Raw genomic sequence first — 16,237 nt, forward strand, 5'->3', positions numbered from 1 at the left:
GGTGACGGGCGTGTCGCGCCAGGGGAGTGCGCGACACGCCCGTACCGCTGTGCGAGCACGGACCGTACGGCTCAGGGTGAGCGGCCGCCGTACCGTGCCGTGCCCGCCACCGCACCGCTAGAGCGTGGTGCGGGACTCGAGGTCGCGGCGGGTGTCGTTGCCGTACACCCCCGTCTCGTCGCCGCGGATGCCGTACCAGAGCTGGAAGCGGGCGACGGCGGCGGCGAGCGTGGCGTCGTAGCGGCCGTCGGTGGAGCCGTGGTCGTAGACGTCGGGGACGCGCAGCAGGCGTTGCTGCAGCTCGGTCACCTCCGGTCCGCTGTCGCCCTCGCGCAGGGTGCCGGGGCCGTCGGGGTCGGCGCTCTGCCGCTCGGCGGGGGCGACGGCGGCGGGCGACCGGTGGGGCGGAGCGGCCGTCCCTTGCTTCGCGCCGTCGTTCCCGGGCCCGGGGAGGAGGAACGCGGCGCCGAAACCCATCAGGGCGGCCGCGGTCACCCCGACCACGAGGGCCGCGCGCCGCAGCGTGAGTCCGTCGTCGGCGGGCCGTGCCCGCCGACCGCGGGAGGGTACGGGCGGCAGCTCCTCCGTCGCGTCGTCGGGGGTCGGTGGCTCGACATGGACGACGATCGGTTCGTGGACGGGTTCCGGGGGCCGGCTCTCGTTCTCGCGGAACTCGCGCATCAGTTCGGCCAGGGCCTCCGTGCGGCGGCGGCGCACGACGTGGGTGGGCTCCAGCACCGGGCGCCGCGGCGGCTGCCTCTGCTCGGGCGGTGTCGACACACTGCTCTCCTTCCGTGCGCGCGGTCTCCCGTCGTCCCCGCGGAGTGATACGTGGCCGCCCGCCACCCGGTTCACCGGAATCCCCCAGCCGTCGCACGACCGGCCCGCCCGGAGTCCGTTTCGGAGCGTTTTCCCGATACCCCCTGGGGGTACAGTGTGTCCGCGTACCGGACCGCCATGGAGAAGGGCACCCCATGTGGCATGCGATCGGGCACGCGCTGTTCATCACGGGGTCGATGACCTGGGAGATCACCTGGGCGCTGATCCTCGGTTTCACCCTGTCCGCCGTGGTGCAGGCGGTGGTGCGCCGGTCGACGGTCGTAAGACTGCTGGGCGACGACCGGCCGCGCACGCTCGCGCTGGCCTCCGGACTCGGCGCCGCCTCGTCCTCGTGCTCCTACGCGGCTGTGGCACTGGCGCGCTCCCTGTTCCGCAAGGGGGCGAACTTCACCGCGGCGATGGCCTTCGAGATCGCCTCGACCAACCTCGTGGTCGAACTAGGCGTAATCCTGGCCCTGTTGATGGGCTGGCAGTTCACCGTCGCCGAGTTCGTCGGCGGACCGGTGATGATCGTGGTCCTCGCCGTCCTCTTCCGCGTGCTGCTGCGCGACCGGCTGCTGGGTGAGGCCCGGGAGCAGGCCGAGCGGGGGCTGGCCGGTTCGATGGAGGGGCACGCGGCGATGGACATGTCGATGGGCGGCGAGGGCGGCTTCCTGCGCCGGCTGCTCTCGCGCGACGGCCTGACCTCCGTGTCGCACATCTTCGCCATGGAGTGGGCGGCGATCCTGCGCGATCTGGTGGCGGGGCTGCTGATCGCGGGCGCGATCGCCGCATGGGTGCCGGACGACTTCTGGCGTACGTTCTTCCTGGCCGACCACCCCACTGCGGCCCGGGTGATCGGGCCGCTCGTCGGACCGCTGGTCGCGATCGCCACGTTCGTCTGTTCCATCGGCAACGTGCCGCTGGCGGTGGTGCTGTGGAAGGGCGGCATCAGCTTCGGCGGCGTGATCGCGTTCATCTACGCGGACCTGGTCATCCTGCCGATCCTGAACATCTACCGGAAATACTATGGAGCGCGCATGGCCGCGCTCCTCCTCGGCACCTTCTACGCGGCGATGGTGGTCGCCGGGTTCGTGGTGGAGTTCCTCTTCGGCGGTCTCGGCCTGATCCCCGACCAGGCCGACGCCAGGATCCCCGAGGAGGGGGTCACCTGGGACTACACGACCTGGCTCAACATCGCGTTCCTGCTCCTGGCCGCGGTCCTGGTGGTGCGGTTCCTGCGCACCGGCGGCCCGGCCATGCTGCGGACGATGGGCGGCGGACCCGAGCGCGACGAGAGCGCTGGGCGCAACGAGCACACATCGGCGAACGGGGCGCACGGGGGCCATCCCCAGTAACTGGCACCGCACCCGGCATACACGGGCATCACGCCCGTACAATTTGAGGCCGAACGACCGAACGACCGAACGACCGAACGCTCGAAGGCCCGAACGACCGGGTGACCGGGCGACCTGGCGGCTCGACAAGCCGTCCCGGTTCCGGCGAGCAGACCGAAGGAGCGCCCGTGCCCGGCCAGCGATCCATCACCGAGGCCGAGAACCTCGCGGCGGCGAAGCTCGGCGGCATTCCCATCCGCCGGGACCAGATGGCGGCCGTGGCCAACATCTACCGGGCGGCGTCGACGGTACGCCAGCACCTGGAGAACTCAGTGCTGCGGGAGTCCGATCTGACCTGGACCGCATTCGTCGTCCTGTGGGTGGTGTGGGTCTGGGGCGAACAGGAAACCCGGCACGTGGCCGCGGAGGCGGGGATCTCCAAGGGCACGCTCACGGGGGTCGCGCGCACCCTGGAGTCCCGGGGGCTGATAAAGCGCGCCGACCACCCAAGCGACGGCAGGCTGGTACTGCTCGGTCTCACCGGCGATGGTGAGCAGCTGATGCAGCGCGTGTTCCCGGCGTTCAACGAGGAAGAAGCCTTCGTCACGGGACAGTTGAGCGACGCGGAGTGCCGCGGGCTGGCGGAGTCGCTGCGGCGCATCGTCCTGCAGGTCGAGGAGCACGGCGAGGAGCGCCGGCGCGCCCTGCTCAACGGCGCCGAACCCGCACCGCGCCGCAGCGGCCGCCGTCCGAGGTCATGACTCCGGCGGGGACCCTCCGGGGGTCCGCCCGGCATCCAACGGGGATCCGCCGGCAGATCATCTCCTGCCTTCCCCGGCTCAACGGCCGGGCGCGGCACCGTCCCTTCCGACCGCCGGGACCTGACGCGGCACTACCCTTCCCGACCGCCGCCGGAACCCGGCGCGGCGCCGGTCCGCCGCCTCCTTGCGGCCCCTAGGATCGCCTGCGCGCCGCGTCCACGAAGGCGTTGAAAAGCGCCTGCTGGGTGGAGTCACGGTGCGCGGTGTCCTCCGGATGCCATTGCACCGCCGTGAACCAGCCGCGGCCGCCGGGGAGTTCGAGAGCCTCGACCGTGCCGTCCACCGCGGAGGCCGTGACGGTCAGCCCCGCCCCCGGGCGGTCCACCCGCTGATGGTGGTAGCAGGAGGCCTCCACCTTCTCCGTGCCCACCGCCCGCGCCAGCCGTGTGTCCCGCCGGACCGCCACCGGGTGCACAAGGTGCCGGTGCTCGTGCTCCGGGCCGCCCATGTCCTGGTGAAGGGTGCCGCCCAGGGCGATGTTGACGACCTGGAGACCCCGGCAGATCGCCAGCAGGGGGAGCCCCCGTTCCAGTGCCCGGCGGGCGACTTCGAGGTCGAAGGCGTCCTGGAGGTCGTCGACGTCGTACACGGAGTCGTGGGTGTCGGCCGCCCCGTAACGGTGCGGGGCGACGTCCCCGCCACCAGGCAGCAGGACGCCGTCGAAGCGCGTCAGCCGCGCGGCGACATCGCTGTCCGCGGGGTCGACGGGGTGGACGGTCGCGGGTTCGCCACCGGCCCGCCACACCGCCTCGACGAGTGCACGGGCGTTGACCTCGGCCGCGTACCGCAGCGCCGAAGTGGTCGCCGAGAAGCGCGCCGGGATCGCTATCAAGGGGCGTGTCACAGCTGGATCCAGGTGGTCTTGAGTTCGGTGTACTTCTCCAGGGCGTGCGCCGACTTGTCGCGCCCGTTGCCCGACTGCTTCATGCCCCCGAACGGCACGGTCAGGTCGCCCTCCTCGTAGCAGTTGACCCAGACCGTGCCCGCCCGCAGCGCGCGGGAGAGGCGGTGGGCGGTGGACAGGTCCGCGGTCCACACACCGGCGGCGAGGCCGTACTCGGTGGCGTTGGCGAGTTCCACCGCCTCATCCGGCTCGTCGAAGGTGAGGACGGACAGCACGGGGCCGAAGATCTCCTCGCGGGCCAGTCGGCTGTCCCGGTCCACCCGGTCGAACACCGTCGGTTCCAGGTAGGTGCCGCCGGTCTCGGTGAGGATGCGCGATCCCCCGGTGCGCAGGCGGGCACCGTCGTCGGTGGCGTGCCGGACGTGGTCGAGCACGCGGCCGAGATGGCTCTCGCCGACCAGAGCGCCCATCTCGGTGGCCGGGTCGAGCGGATCCCCGACGCGCAGGTCGCGGGCGCGCGCCACGATCGCCTCGGTGACGCGTTCGGCGATCGAGGAGTGCACCAGCAGCCGGGAGGGCGCGGTGCACATCTCGCCCTGGTTGAAGAAGATGCCCCAGGCGGCCGTCGCGGCGGCCTTCTCCAGATCGGGGGCGTCGGGGAGGATGATGTTCGGCGACTTGCCGCCCAGTTCCAGCCACACGCGCTTGAGGTTGGAGTCGGCGGCGTAGTGGAGGAAGTGGCGGCCAACTGCGGTGGAGCCGGTGAACGCCAGGACGTCGACATCGGGGTGGAGGCCGAGGGCTCGGCCGGCCACGGGTCCGTTGCCGGCCACGACGTTGAGCACGCCGGGCGGCAGTCCGGCCTCGGTGGCGATCCGTCCCAGCAGCAGGGCGGAGAGCGGAGAGTTCTCCGACGGCTTGAGGACGACCGTGCATCCGGCCGCCAGCGCGGGCGCGACCTTCCAGCCGGCCAGGGTCAGCGGGAAGTTCCAGGGCACCACGGCCCCCACCACACCGGCGGGCTCCCGGGTGACCAGGGCGAGGGCGTCCGGTGCGGTGTGCGGGGATGAGTCAGTGAGTTTGTCGGCCAACTGGCCGTACCAGCGGAAGGTGTTGATGACCGCCCGCAGTTCGATGTCGTGGGCGTCCGTGATCGGTTTGCCCATCTCCAGGCTGACGGTGAGGGCGAGTTCGGCACGCCGTTCCTCGAGGAGTTCGGCGATGCGTACCAGGACCCGGCCGCGGTCGGCGGGCGCCGACCGCGGCCACGGCCCGCTGTCGAAGGCACGGCGAGCGGCGGCCACGGCGGCGTCGATCTCGGCGGCACCACCGTCGGCGACCTCGGTCAGCAGCTGACCGTCGCGGGGCGAGACGACGCCGAAGACGGTGCCGCCCCCGGCTTCCTCGGCGCCGTCGATGTGGTGCGTGCCGGGGAGCTCGATCGCCTTCGCGCGGCGGAGCCATTCGTCGTGGGTGACAGCGGACATGCGGTCCTCCAGACCACGTTTGATACCGGATGAAATGTCTACGCCGATGCCCGGCTGCGGCGCCCGAACCGCTCGTTGGCCGCTCCCAGCGCCATCACCAGGGGAACCGACATCGCGAGCCACACGGCCGTGCTCGTCTCACCGCCGATGAGGGTGGTGAAGTTCTCCAGGATGAGCCAGATGGCTCCCGCGAGGCCGAGCGCGCCGAGCGCCGGCGCGATCAGGGTGTTCCACAGGCGTGCGTCCAGACGTTCACGATGGAAGAAGACGACCACGGACACCGAGGTCAGAAGGTAGAGCAGCATCATCGCCAGGACGGCGAGCCCGCTGAACCACGAGAACAGGGTCAGGACCGGGTCCTTACCGGCCAGCGCGAAGGGTACGACCAGGGCGAGTGCCACGACGGTCTGCACGCACCCGGCCACCCAGGGGGAGTGCCGGGTGTTGAGCGTGCACAGACGGCGCGGCAGCTGACCGTCACGGCCGAGGGAGAACAGGTAGCGGTTGGCGGAGTTGTGGAAGGTGAGGATGCCGGCGAACAGAGAGGTGGCGAGCAGGACGGGGAGGACATCGTTGGCCCAGCCGCCGAACTGCGCGGCGATCGGCGCGAAGACGAATCCGGCCGAGTCGCCGCTTGCCAGCGCCTTCCCGGCGGCCTGGGGGGCCTTGGAGGCGCCGTAGGCGGAGATCAGCATCCAGGAGGTGAGGGCGAAGAAGCCGGTGACCACGAGGACCGAGAGGTAGGTGGCCCGCGGGACGGTCTTCTTCGGCTCCCGCGCCTCCTCGCCGTAGATGGCGGTGGCCTCGAAGCCGAACATGGACGCGACGGCGAACATCACGGCGACGCCCGGAGCCCCCTGAAGGGCCGCTGACGGGGAGAAGCTGTCGGCGACCCCGAGGCCCTCCGGCCCGCCGCCCTTGAACAGGGTGACCAGACCGAACAGCAGCAGGATGCTGAACTCCGCCGTGACGAACACCGCCAGCACCTTGGCGCCCATCTCGATTCCGGTGACTCCCAGAACCTGCACCACCAGCATGGTGATCACGGCCCACACCCACCAGGGCAGGTGCAGACCCGTGTGGTCGGCGACGAGGCCGGCGACGATCGAGCCGTAGAGGCCGTACATGGCCGCCTGGATGACGCAGTACGAGAACAGGGCCACGGCCGCGCTGCCCGCGCCCACGGTCCGGCCGAGACCGGTACCGATGTACGTGTAGAAGGCGCCGGTGTCGACGACATGGCGGCCCATGGCGACGAAGCCGACCGAGAACAGCAGGATCATCGCCCCGGCCAGCACATAGGCGGCGGGGGTGCCGGCCCCGTTGCCGATGGCCACGGAGATCGGGGCCGCCCCGGCGATACCCGTGAGCGGGGCCTGAGCGGACAGGACGAAGAAGAGGATGCCCAAAACGCCCAGGGCATTGGGCTTGAGTGTGGCTGCGGTGGATGCGTCCCGCACGGTCCGCTGGGCGGAGACCGTCTGACTGTCCACTCGGATCACCTGCCAGATAGGGGAATGGTCGTTTCAGGCCAAACGAGTTGCCCCATCGTGCGGGCGGAACTATCCGTTTGACAAGGGGTGAGGGGCGGAGAATCCCCGACGCCCGAAGATTCCTGCGATGCCGTGATCCACGGGCACGCTCCGGCCGCGATCCGGCCCGGAGCGGGCGCGGTCCGCGGTCGGAGCGGTCACGTCGGAGCGGTCACGGTCCGCGATCGAAGCCCACGCCGTGGGCGGTGGGAGCGGCTCGATCCGGCGGGGTCGCCTCAGTCGTCGCCCCGCTGCTCGGCGAGCCCGTCCAGCAGGGTGCGCAGCTGCGCGAGGGCCTCCTCGGTGACCTCGCGCTCACCGAACACCAACTGGTGCAGCACGAGGCCCTCCAGGGCAGCGAAGACCAGCCGGTACAGGCCCCGGTCGACCGGGCGGGACAGCATCTGCGACAGCTCGCGCCGGGTGGCGTCGAAGTACTCCTCGTACAGGCCGCGCAGGTGCGGCAGCAGCTCGGGGCGGCGCCGCGCCTCCAACAGCAGCTCGTACTGGAAGGCCTGCAGGTCCGGCCCGGACTCGACCATGTCCGCGAGGCCGGCCGAGAAGTCCGCGACCTTGCCCGTCCCGGGCTCGAGGGCGCTGCTCCGGAGAGAGGAGCGGACGGCGTGGGCGAGCGCCTCCTCGATCAGCGCGTCACGCGACCCGAAGTGGTGCACGACGAGCCCGTGGGTGACCCCGGCCTCCTCGGCGACGGCCCGGTAGGTGAGCTTGCGCAGCCCACCGCGGGCCACCACCCGCACAGCGGCCTCCAGCAGTGCCGCCCGGCCCGCCCCGTAATTCCTCACGCGCTTGCGGGGGCGGCGCTCACCGGCGGGCTCTGCGGGATCGGTCATGGTCCCGACCCTACCGACGCCGCCCGGCTCAGCGCCTGGGCGGCCTGATGCCACGGAATTCCCAGTCGCCACCGAGCGCGGTGGACAGGACCTCCTCGGACTCCGTCGGCTGGGCACCGACGTCGGTCCGGACGGGAGTCGGGCCGGTGACGATGTGGTTGGTGAGCCGGCCCAGGCCCTCGACCTCGACCTCGACGACGTCGCCCGGCCGCACGGGCCGGGAGTTGGCCGGGGTGCCGGACAGCAGCACATCGCCCGGGTAGAGGGTGATGGTGCGCGCGATGTCCGCCACGAGGTAGTGCATGTCCCACTTCATCTCGTCCGTGGAGCCGTCCTGCACCACCTCGCCGTTGACGTACGTGCGCAGGCGCTTGCCGTGGAAGTCCCAGTCGGTGACCAGGCCCGGGCCCAGCGGGCAGAGGGTGTCCGAGCCCTTCACCCGCAGCATGGACCCGGCGTCGGTGTCGCGGAAGTCGTGCAGACCGTAGTCGTTGGCGACGGTGTAGCCGGCGATGTACTCCCCCGCCTCGGCCGGGGAGATGTTGCGCGCCGTCCTCCCGATGACGATGGCGACCTCGCCCTCGTAGTTGAGCCACTTGCAGCCCTCGGGGCGGACGACCGCGCCCTGGTGGGAGTTGAGGGCGGAGGTCGGCTTGTGGAAGTAGGTCGGGGTGTCGGGCAGGTCGATGCGGAACTCCTCGACCCGGCTACGGTGGTTGAGGTGGACGGCTATCACCTTGGAGGGGACCACCGGCGGCAGGTGCTGGGCGCCGTCGGACTTCACACGGCGGCCGTCGCCGGCGACGAGCTCGTCGCCCTCGACGGTGACCTGGACGGCGGCGCCGTCGAGCAGGATGCGGCGGTACTCGGGCATGCGGGCTCCTAGATGCGGCTGTGCGGGGTGCGCTGGGCAACGGGTGCGGGCAGGCCGGTGCCGGTCCAGCCCTCGGCGGGACGGTCGAACCACAGGTGGACCTGTCCGGTGCCGATGGAGTTCTCGTACTCGCCGTACTGGCGGGCCCTGGCGACGCACTCCTGCTCACCGAGGGCGCCGGCCATCATCAGGTAGTGGAAGAACCTGGCCTCGGGCTTGAACTTCCAGAACTCGTCCATGGTGTCGAGGACCTTGTCGTGACGGCCCTCCTTGAACCAGGCGATGCGCTCGTGATCCGCCTCGCGGGCCTCCGGCGTGAAGATGTGCACCGGGTCGCTGGCCTCGTGGTCACGCAGTTCGCGCAGCGGCCAGAAGGTGTGCGAGAGGGCACCGGAGGCGATCAGCAGGACCCGGCGGCCGGGAGTCGCGGCGATGCCGTCCGCCAGGGCGCGGCCGAGCCGCAGGTGGTCCTCCATGTCACCGGTCTGGCAGACGCCGATGGTCACCCACCGCTTGTCCGGCAGTCCCTCGCCGAGGAACTTCCAGAGGTTGATGGTGGCGTAGTAGACCGGCAGGTAGTCGTCCTCGATCGCGGTGATCCAGGTGCCGTGCCGGTCGGCGAACCGCGCGACGTTGCGGGCGAGTTCGGGGTCGCCGGCAAAGTCGTACGGCATACGGCACATGCCGCGCGGGAGCTCCTCCGACGTGAACAGCCCGGCGCGCCGCTGCTGGGCCGTCACGACGAACTCGACCGTGGTGGCCCAGTGCGAGTCGAGGACGACGACGGTGTCGTAGTCGTCCCGTTCGAAGACCTCCTCACGGAGCCGGCGCAGGCCCGTGACGAGGGTGATCTCCTTGCCCTCGTTCAGTGCCAGCCGGTCGGCCTCGGGCAGCACGATGGTGGGGACGTGGGCGAGCAGGCCCGCCCCGACGATCTCACCCATGGTCGTTCCATCCCTTCGGGGCGGTGACGGTGTTCTTCAGGTCGCAGTAGAAGTCGAAGCTCCAGGTGCCGCCCTCGCGGCCGACGCCTGAGAGGCGGGAGCCGCCGAACGGTGCCTGCAGGTCGCGTACGAAGAAGCAGTTGACCCAGACGGTGCCGGCCACGAGCTGCGCCGTGACACGTCCGGCGCGCTCGCGGTCGCCGGTGGCGAGCGTGGCGGCGAGTCCGAAGCGGGTGTCGTTGGCGAGACGGACGGCCTCTTCCTCGGTGGCGAAGGTCTGGAGGGTCAGTACCGGGCCGAAGACCTCCTCCTGGACGATCTCGGAGTCCTGGGCGACATCGGTGAGCAGGGTCGGCGCGTAGTGAAGGCCGTCCCCGCGGTGGCCGCCGATGACGGCGCGGGCACCGGCCTCGACAGCCCTGCGCACGAACCCGTCGATCTTCTCCACCTGGCGGGAGTGGATGTTGGGGCCGATGTCCGTGGCCTCCTCGCGCGGGTCGCCCTGGTTCAACCGGGCCGCCCTCTCGACGAATCGGCGCGTGAACTCCTCGGCGATCGGCTCCTCGACCAGCAGGCGGGTGCCCGCGAGGCAGACCTGCCCCGCGTTGTCGTACTGCTCCACCGCGAGGTCCACGGCCAAGCCGAGGTCGGCGTCGGCGAACACCAACAGCGGCGATTTCCCGCCCAGTTCCAGGCTGAGCGGGGTCAGGTTCGCGGCGGCGGACGCGGCGATCCGCTGGGCCGTCGGCACCGAGCCGGTGAAGCTGATGCGGCGTACGTCCGGATGGGAGGTGAGGGCGTCGCCGATCTCGGCGCCGTAGCCCTGGACGACGTTGAGGACTCCGGCGGGCAGCCCGGCCTCGGCGGCGATGTCGGCGAGCAGCGAGGCGGTCAGCGGGGACCACTCGGCCGGCTTGAGGACCACGGTGTTGCCGGCGGCGAGGGCAGGCGCCACCTTCCACGTGGCCAGCATCAGCGGGGCGTTCCAGGGCGTGATCAGCACGCACGGGCCCGCCGGGTCCCAGCTCACGCGGTTGGTGTGGCCTCGGGTCTCGAAATCCTCGTGCTCCAGCTTCAGCAACCAGTCGGCGAAGAAACGGAAGTTGTGCGCCACGCGCGGCATCACGCCCCGGCGGTGGGAGCGCAGCAGGGCGCCGTTGTCGGTGGTCTCGACGATCGCGAGATCCTCGAGGCGCTTCTCGACGCCGTCGGCGATGGCGTGCAGGATGCGGGCGCGCTCGGCGCGGAAGGTGGCGGCCCAGGCCGGGAAGGCGGCCTTCGCGGCGGCCACCGCGGCCGCGGCCTCGGCTTCCCGTCCACGGGAGATCTCACCGAGGACCGTGCCGTCGATCGGTGAGACGTCCGCGAAGGTCTCTGCGGAGGCGACGCGCTCGCCGCCGATCCAATGCCGGGTGTCGACGGCGGTCCCGGCGACGGTGATGGTGTGGTCGGTCATGTCCGGTCTCCAAGTCCTCTGTGCTGGGGGTGTTCACTCGGCGCCGGACGTCCCGGACTCCAGCAGGCGACCGCCGTCCCACACCACGCCGACCTGGCGGTAGTAGGCGGCGATCGGCTCGTGGATCTCCAGCCGGGCCAGTTCCTCGGTGGGTGCCTCGAACAGCTCCAGCTCGGCGTCCCCGACCCACGGCGTGCCGCCTTCGAAGGAGGCGGCACCGGACTCGATCAGTTCGTCGAGGGCGAGGCCCTTGCCCTTCTCGATGGACGGCAGCCAGCGGTGGTGTGCCATGGGGTGCCCATTGACGAACCCATTGGTCGCCGACGGCTCCCTCAGGGTCACCACCGCCTGGGCGAGCCGCCGGTCGCCGGCCGCGAGGGTGGCGCCGAAGCGGGCGCCCGCCTCGATGCGCGGCGCCGGCCCGTACGAGTGCGGGCGGGTCTGGTGGATCGAGCCGAGCTTCTTCGGGTAGCCCTGGTGCAGTCCCCGCGCGATCGCGAAGTCCTTGTCGACCCAGATGTGAACGCACCGCGAGTACGTCTGTCCCCGGTACCTGCACCTCACGACCGCGAAGGCCTCCTTGTACTGGGAGCGCACCGGGTCGAGCAGTTCCTCCCCCGATGCCGAACAGGACTGCCAGTCAGCCCAGATCAGCGCCACGGCACCCGGGTCGTCCTCGGCCAACTCCAGTGGCTTCGGGAGCAGTTCGCGAACGCGCGCGGGGTCGGTGCGGTACTCGACGGTGAGCAGGTCGCCGGAGTAGCGCCACGGGGGCGAGGGAATCAGCGACGAGGCGCCGGTCGCCGACTTGGGGTGGAAGTAACCGCGGACGGTGGTCATGTCGGGGTTCCTTAGGCGGTGAGGGCGGGCTGCTGGAGCAGTTCGGCTCGGTGGCGGGCGGCGGCGGACGCGACGGCCTGGCCGCCGAGGGCGACGACGCCCACCAGCCGGCCGCCGGAGTGGTAGCCGACGAGGACGTCGCCGTCCGGGTCTCCGTCCAGGACGCGGACGTCGTCCTTGCCGAGCACCGGCGCGCCGAAGGACTGGAGGCGGAAGTCGTGCTGGTCGCTCCAGAAGGTGGGAAGCGGCGCGAAGGGGGCCGAAGCGGCCTCGGTCCCGGTGAGATGGGCGACAAGGACCTTCGCCGCGTGCTTCGCGGTGTCGGTAGGGATGCTCCAGTGCTCCACGCGGCGGGGCACGCCGTCGTAGCGGGCATTGGGGAAACGGGCCACGTCGCCGACCGCCACGGTCTCGGGGCGGCCCCCGACGCGCAACTGCTCGTCGGTCAGCACACCGTCGCTCAGATCGAGGCCGTTGCCCTCCAGCCATTCCGTGTTGGCGATCGAGCCGACCGACTCGACGACCACATCCGCGGACAGCACGGTCCCATCGCTCAGCACGACGCCGGTGACCCGGTCCTCGCCCTCGAAGCCGGCGACACCCGTGCCGAGCGCGAAGCGCACTCCCCGCCTCTCGTGCCGCTCGAGCAGGGCGCGGGCGAGAAGTTCACCGAGTGGGCCCACCATCGGCAGGGGCAGCGGATCGACGACGGTCACCTCGACGGCCCCGAGGCCGAGTGCCGTGGCGGCGACCTCGCAGCCGATGAAACCGGCGCCGACCACGACCACGCGTACGCCGGGCCGGGTCAGTGCGTCCCGCAGCCCCTGGGCGTCGGCGATGGTGCGGACGGTGTGGCGGCCCTGGAGCGGACCGGGGCAGCGCAGCCGCCGGGGCCGCATGCCGGTGGCGACGACGAGGCCGTCGTAGGGGAGCGTCTCGCCGCCGCCGAGCTCGACGGTCCGCTCCCGGAGGCAGGCCGCGACGACCCTCGTGCCGAGACGCCAGTCCACGTCCGCCACGCTCCCGCGCGGGCGGAAGGCCAGGGACTCGAAGGGCGCCTTGCCGGCGAGGACCTCTTTGGACAGCGGGGGTCGGTTGTACGGCATGTGGGGCTCGTCCCCGACGATCGTGATCGCCCCGGTCCAGCCGGCGCCTCGCAGCTGCTCGGCGGCGCGCAGGCCGGCCATGGAGGCGCCGGCCACGACGATGCGGGCGCTCATGCTCACGCCTCGATCCGGATGGCCTGGAGCGGGCAGACGTCAGCGGCCTCCTCGACCTCCTCGCGGAGCGCGTCGTCCGGGTCGCTGACGTAGGCGAGACGCCCGTTCTCGTCGAGCTGGAAGACGTCGGGCGCCGCGAAGACGCACTGGCCGTGGTCCTGGCACTTGTTCATGTCGACGACGACCTTCATGGCCGGTCCTCCTGGTGGTGAGGGCGTCGGAGCGGGGATACGCGAAAGGGAGAGGGGCCCGGCTGGGGGCCGGGCCCCGGCCACAGGGGTGCGGATGACCGCACCCCCAACTCGTTTGGCTTCAAACAACATAGGAAGCGGCCGGACCCTGGTCAATAGCTATCCGGATGGATAAATTTTTGAGACCACCCCCTTGCGGGAAAGCGACGGGCGTTCCTACCGTTTGACATCAAACGACTGCGTCGGGGCTCTCCACTGCCGACCCCGCATCGACGCCCGCCACCCCCAGGCCTTCGAGGGCCGGGAGGGGCCGCCCCCCTTTTTCGTCCGCCCGAGGAGACATCGGTGAGCGCATCCGACACCCCACCCGTCCGCCGGCACCAGGACCGGCTCGCCGCAGAGGGCATCGATGTGGTCCGGGTGACCTACCCCGACCTGATCGGCACCGACCGTGGCCGCGACGTCCTGCTGGAACATCTGCCCTCGGCGTGCGAGCACGGACTCGCCTTCTGCAAAGCCGTCTACCACACCAGCCCGCAGGGCGATGTCGTGCCGGTCCCGGGCGGACTGGACGCCGGCCTGCCCGACGTCTGCGTACGGCCCGACCTCGACACGCTCGTCCCCCTGCCCTGGGAACCAGGGGTCGCCTCCTGTCTGGGCGACGTCACGGACCCGGCCACCGGGCTCCCCGCCCCCGAGTCCCCCCGAGACCTGCTGCGCACGGTCCTCGCCCGGTGCGCCGAGCACGGACTGCGGCCGGTGGTCGGCCCGGAGTTGGAGTACTTCCTGTGCGACCCGGCACCCGACTCGCCCCAGGGCTGGCGCCGCTACACCGACGCGCTCGGCTGCGTCTACACCTCCGGACTGCGCGCCGACCCCGACAACCACCTGCTGCGCGTCCTGCGACTGCTGCGCGACCTCGGCATCGGCGTCAGCAACGGCAACCACGAATTCGACGGCGCCCAGTTCGAGATCAACCTGACCCACACGGGCGCCATGGAGGCCGCCGACCGGGCCTTCCGCTTCAAATCGGCGGTCAAGGAACTGGCACGCAAGGAGGGCAGACTCGCCACCTTCATGGCGAAACCCTTCAACGACGCGGGCGGCTCGGGTTTCCACCTCCATCTGTCATGCGAGGCCGATGACGCGGAAGGCGTCCGCAACGCCTTCGACGACCCCTCCGGCGCGTACGGCCTGTCCGCCACCGCGCGCCACGCCGTGGCTGGCATCCTGGCCCACGCGCCGGCGCTCGCCGCGCTGGCCAACCCGACCGTCAACTCCTACAAGCGCTTCGGGCCCGACACCCTCGCACCCTGGCTGATCGACTGGGGCCTGGACAACCGCAGCGCCATGGTCCGCATCCCGCCCGAGCGCGGCGCGGGCGCCCGTCTGGAGGTACGGCTCGGTGACGCCAGCGCCAACCCCTATCTGCTGATCGCCGGGACCGTCGCGGCCGCGCTCCTCGGCGTCCTGGCCGGCGAAGAGCCCCCGGCACCGCTGGAGGGCTACGGCTACGACACGGCCAGGTCCGCCGTGCTGCCCACGAGCCTGCCCGCCGCACTCGACGCGCTGGAGGCGGACACCGCCCTCACCAACGTCCTCGGCAAGGCCTTCACCACTTCTTTCCTTTCCTACAAGCGGGACGAGGTCGAGCGCTTCGGGCGGCACGTCACCGACTGGGAGTTCACCGAGTACGCCTACCACCTGTGATGTCCGGGAGCCATCGATGACCGAAACCCTCGCCACCGTCAACGAGCCGATGCCGCTTGAGGACGTGGACCTCGCCGACCTCGACAACTTCACCGACGGGGTGACTCCCTGGCGGATGTTCCACACTCTGCGCCACCAGGACCCGGTGCACTGGCAGCCGGAGGAGGCGCCCAACTCCGGTTTCTGGGCGCTGACCCGGCACGAGGACATCGCCCGGGTGGACCGCGACGCGGAGACCTTCACCTCGACCAGGTTCGTCAATCTCGAGGAACTCGACGACGACCAGATCAAGAAGCGGGCGTCCATCCTGGAGCTGGACGGCGTCCGCCACCGTGCGCTGCGCAGTCTGATTCAGCGTCAGTTCGGTGCGGGCGTCATCAACAGCTACACCGAGTTCCTGCGCGGTCTGACGGCGCAGACGCTGGACGCGGCCTTGGCGAAGGGCCGATTCGACTTCGTCAAGGAGGTGTCCGCCGACTTCCCCATCAACGTGCTGGCACGGCTGCTGGACGTGCCGCCGGAGGACAACCAGCAGCTCATCGACTGGGGCAACCGCATCATCGGCAACACCGACCCCGACTACGCCGACGTCCTGCTGCACAGCGAGGAGAGCGAGAAGTACCGCGACCTGCCCTTCCGCTCCCCCGCCTCGCTCGAAGTCTTCGAGTACGGACGGGAGCTGGCCCGCAAGCGGCGCGGGGGCGACGGAACCGACCTGGTCTCGCGGCTCGTGAACCAGACCCCGCGCGACGGAGTCCCACTGTCCGCGCAGGACTTCGACAACTACTTCCTGCTGCTGGTCGTGGCCGGCAACGAGACCACGCGGCACACCATCACCCACTCGATGCTGGCCCTGATCCAGCACCCCGAGCAGCTCGCCCGACTCAAGGAAGACCCCTCCCTGATCCCGACGGCGGTCGAGGAGTTCCTGCGCTGGGCTTCGCCGGTGTACCACTTCCGCCGCACCGCGACCCGCGACGCCGAAGTCGGCGGCAAGCGGATCAAGGAGGGCGACAAGGTCGTCATGTGGTACGCGTCCGGCAACCGTGACGAGAAGGTCTTCGGCAACCCGTACGACTTCGACGTCACCCGGCAGAACAACGACCACGTCACCTTCGGCAAGGGCAGCCCGCACCTGTGCCTGGGCAACCTGCTCGCCCGTACCGAGATCCGGATCATGTTCGAGGAACTGATCCCGCGTCTGGCGGACATCCGTCTCACCGGCGAGGCCCCCCGGGTGCGGTCCAACTTCGTCAACGGGATCAAGCACCTGCCGGTCGAGGTCACCCTCGCCTGAGCGGCACGCGCACC

General features: G+C 70.9%; 15 protein-coding genes. 4 read left to right on the top strand and 11 right to left on the bottom strand.

Annotated elements, in window-relative coordinates:
* Nucleotides 1-117: 117 nt before the first annotated feature.
* A complete protein-coding gene (locus ACWDA7_RS07360) occupies nt 118-780 on the bottom strand; it encodes a peptidoglycan-binding domain-containing protein (protein ID WP_450603215.1) in 663 nt (220 codons plus the stop codon).
* Between the two features lie 194 nt (nt 781-974).
* Between ACWDA7_RS07360 and ACWDA7_RS07365 the strand changes: the two genes are divergently transcribed.
* Entirely contained in the window at nt 975-2,177 is a 1,203-nt protein-coding gene (locus tag ACWDA7_RS07365) for a permease (protein ID WP_450603216.1), read from the top strand.
* A gap of 167 nt (nt 2,178-2,344) precedes the next feature.
* The gene (locus ACWDA7_RS07370) at nt 2,345-2,917 is read left to right on the top strand and encodes a MarR family winged helix-turn-helix transcriptional regulator (RefSeq protein ID WP_450603217.1); all 573 of its coding nucleotides are present in this window, start codon (nt 2,345-2,347) and stop codon (nt 2,915-2,917) included.
* A gap of 193 nt (nt 2,918-3,110) precedes the next feature.
* Here ACWDA7_RS07370 and ACWDA7_RS07375 read toward each other — a convergent pair whose 3' ends face one another.
* The 10 genes from ACWDA7_RS07375 to ACWDA7_RS07420 form a co-directional block, all read right to left on the bottom strand.
* The gene (locus ACWDA7_RS07375; RefSeq protein ID WP_450603218.1) at nt 3,111-3,821 is read right to left on the bottom strand and encodes a gamma-glutamyl-gamma-aminobutyrate hydrolase family protein; all 711 of its coding nucleotides are present in this window, start codon (nt 3,819-3,821) and stop codon (nt 3,111-3,113) included.
* Nucleotides 3,818-5,308: an aldehyde dehydrogenase gene (locus ACWDA7_RS07380; RefSeq protein WP_450603219.1), complete on the bottom strand. Its 1,491-nt coding sequence runs from the start codon at nt 5,306-5,308 to the stop codon at nt 3,818-3,820. The genes ACWDA7_RS07375 and ACWDA7_RS07380 overlap by 4 nt, the downstream gene beginning before the upstream one ends.
* 38 nt (nt 5,309-5,346) lie before the next feature.
* Entirely contained in the window at nt 5,347-6,801 is a 1,455-nt protein-coding gene (locus ACWDA7_RS07385) for an APC family permease (RefSeq protein WP_450603220.1), read from the bottom strand.
* Between the two features lie 275 nt (nt 6,802-7,076).
* A complete protein-coding gene (locus tag ACWDA7_RS07390; protein ID WP_450603221.1) occupies nt 7,077-7,691 on the bottom strand; it encodes a TetR/AcrR family transcriptional regulator in 615 nt (204 codons plus the stop codon).
* Nucleotides 7,692-7,719: 28 nt separating this feature from the next.
* A complete protein-coding gene (locus ACWDA7_RS07395) occupies nt 7,720-8,565 on the bottom strand; it encodes a fumarylacetoacetate hydrolase family protein (RefSeq protein WP_450603222.1) in 846 nt (281 codons plus the stop codon).
* Nucleotides 8,566-8,573: 8 nt separating this feature from the next.
* On the bottom strand, nt 8,574-9,509 hold the full coding sequence (locus tag ACWDA7_RS07400; RefSeq protein WP_450603223.1) for a 3,4-dihydroxyphenylacetate 2,3-dioxygenase: 936 nt from the start codon (nt 9,507-9,509) through the stop codon (nt 8,574-8,576).
* The gene (locus tag ACWDA7_RS07405; protein WP_450603224.1) at nt 9,502-10,965 is read right to left on the bottom strand and encodes an aldehyde dehydrogenase; all 1,464 of its coding nucleotides are present in this window, start codon (nt 10,963-10,965) and stop codon (nt 9,502-9,504) included. The genes ACWDA7_RS07400 and ACWDA7_RS07405 overlap by 8 nt, the downstream gene beginning before the upstream one ends.
* 33 nt (nt 10,966-10,998) lie before the next feature.
* The gene (locus ACWDA7_RS07410; protein WP_450603225.1) at nt 10,999-11,805 is read right to left on the bottom strand and encodes an acetoacetate decarboxylase family protein; all 807 of its coding nucleotides are present in this window, start codon (nt 11,803-11,805) and stop codon (nt 10,999-11,001) included.
* 11 nt (nt 11,806-11,816) lie between these two features.
* Nucleotides 11,817-13,025: an NAD(P)/FAD-dependent oxidoreductase gene (locus ACWDA7_RS07415; protein WP_450603226.1), complete on the bottom strand. Its 1,209-nt coding sequence runs from the start codon at nt 13,023-13,025 to the stop codon at nt 11,817-11,819.
* Nucleotides 13,026-13,027: 2 nt separating this feature from the next.
* Nucleotides 13,028-13,216 (bottom strand): 4Fe-4S domain-containing protein, encoded by a 189-nt coding sequence (locus ACWDA7_RS07420; RefSeq protein ID WP_432936040.1) that lies wholly within the window; start codon nt 13,214-13,216, stop codon nt 13,028-13,030.
* Nucleotides 13,217-13,561: 345 nt separating this feature from the next.
* Here ACWDA7_RS07420 and ACWDA7_RS07425 point away from each other — a divergent pair, with 345 nt between their 5' ends.
* Together ACWDA7_RS07425 and ACWDA7_RS07430 are read left to right on the top strand one after the other, a co-directional pair.
* Nucleotides 13,562-14,926, top strand: a complete 1,365-nt coding sequence (locus tag ACWDA7_RS07425) for a glutamine synthetase family protein (RefSeq protein WP_450603227.1) — start codon at nt 13,562-13,564, stop codon at nt 14,924-14,926.
* Nucleotides 14,927-14,942: 16 nt separating this feature from the next.
* Nucleotides 14,943-16,223 (top strand): cytochrome P450, encoded by a 1,281-nt coding sequence (locus ACWDA7_RS07430; RefSeq protein WP_450603228.1) that lies wholly within the window; start codon nt 14,943-14,945, stop codon nt 16,221-16,223.
* Nucleotides 16,224-16,237 lie beyond the last annotated feature (14 nt).

This window comes from Streptomyces sp. NPDC001156 (assembly GCF_053598275.1).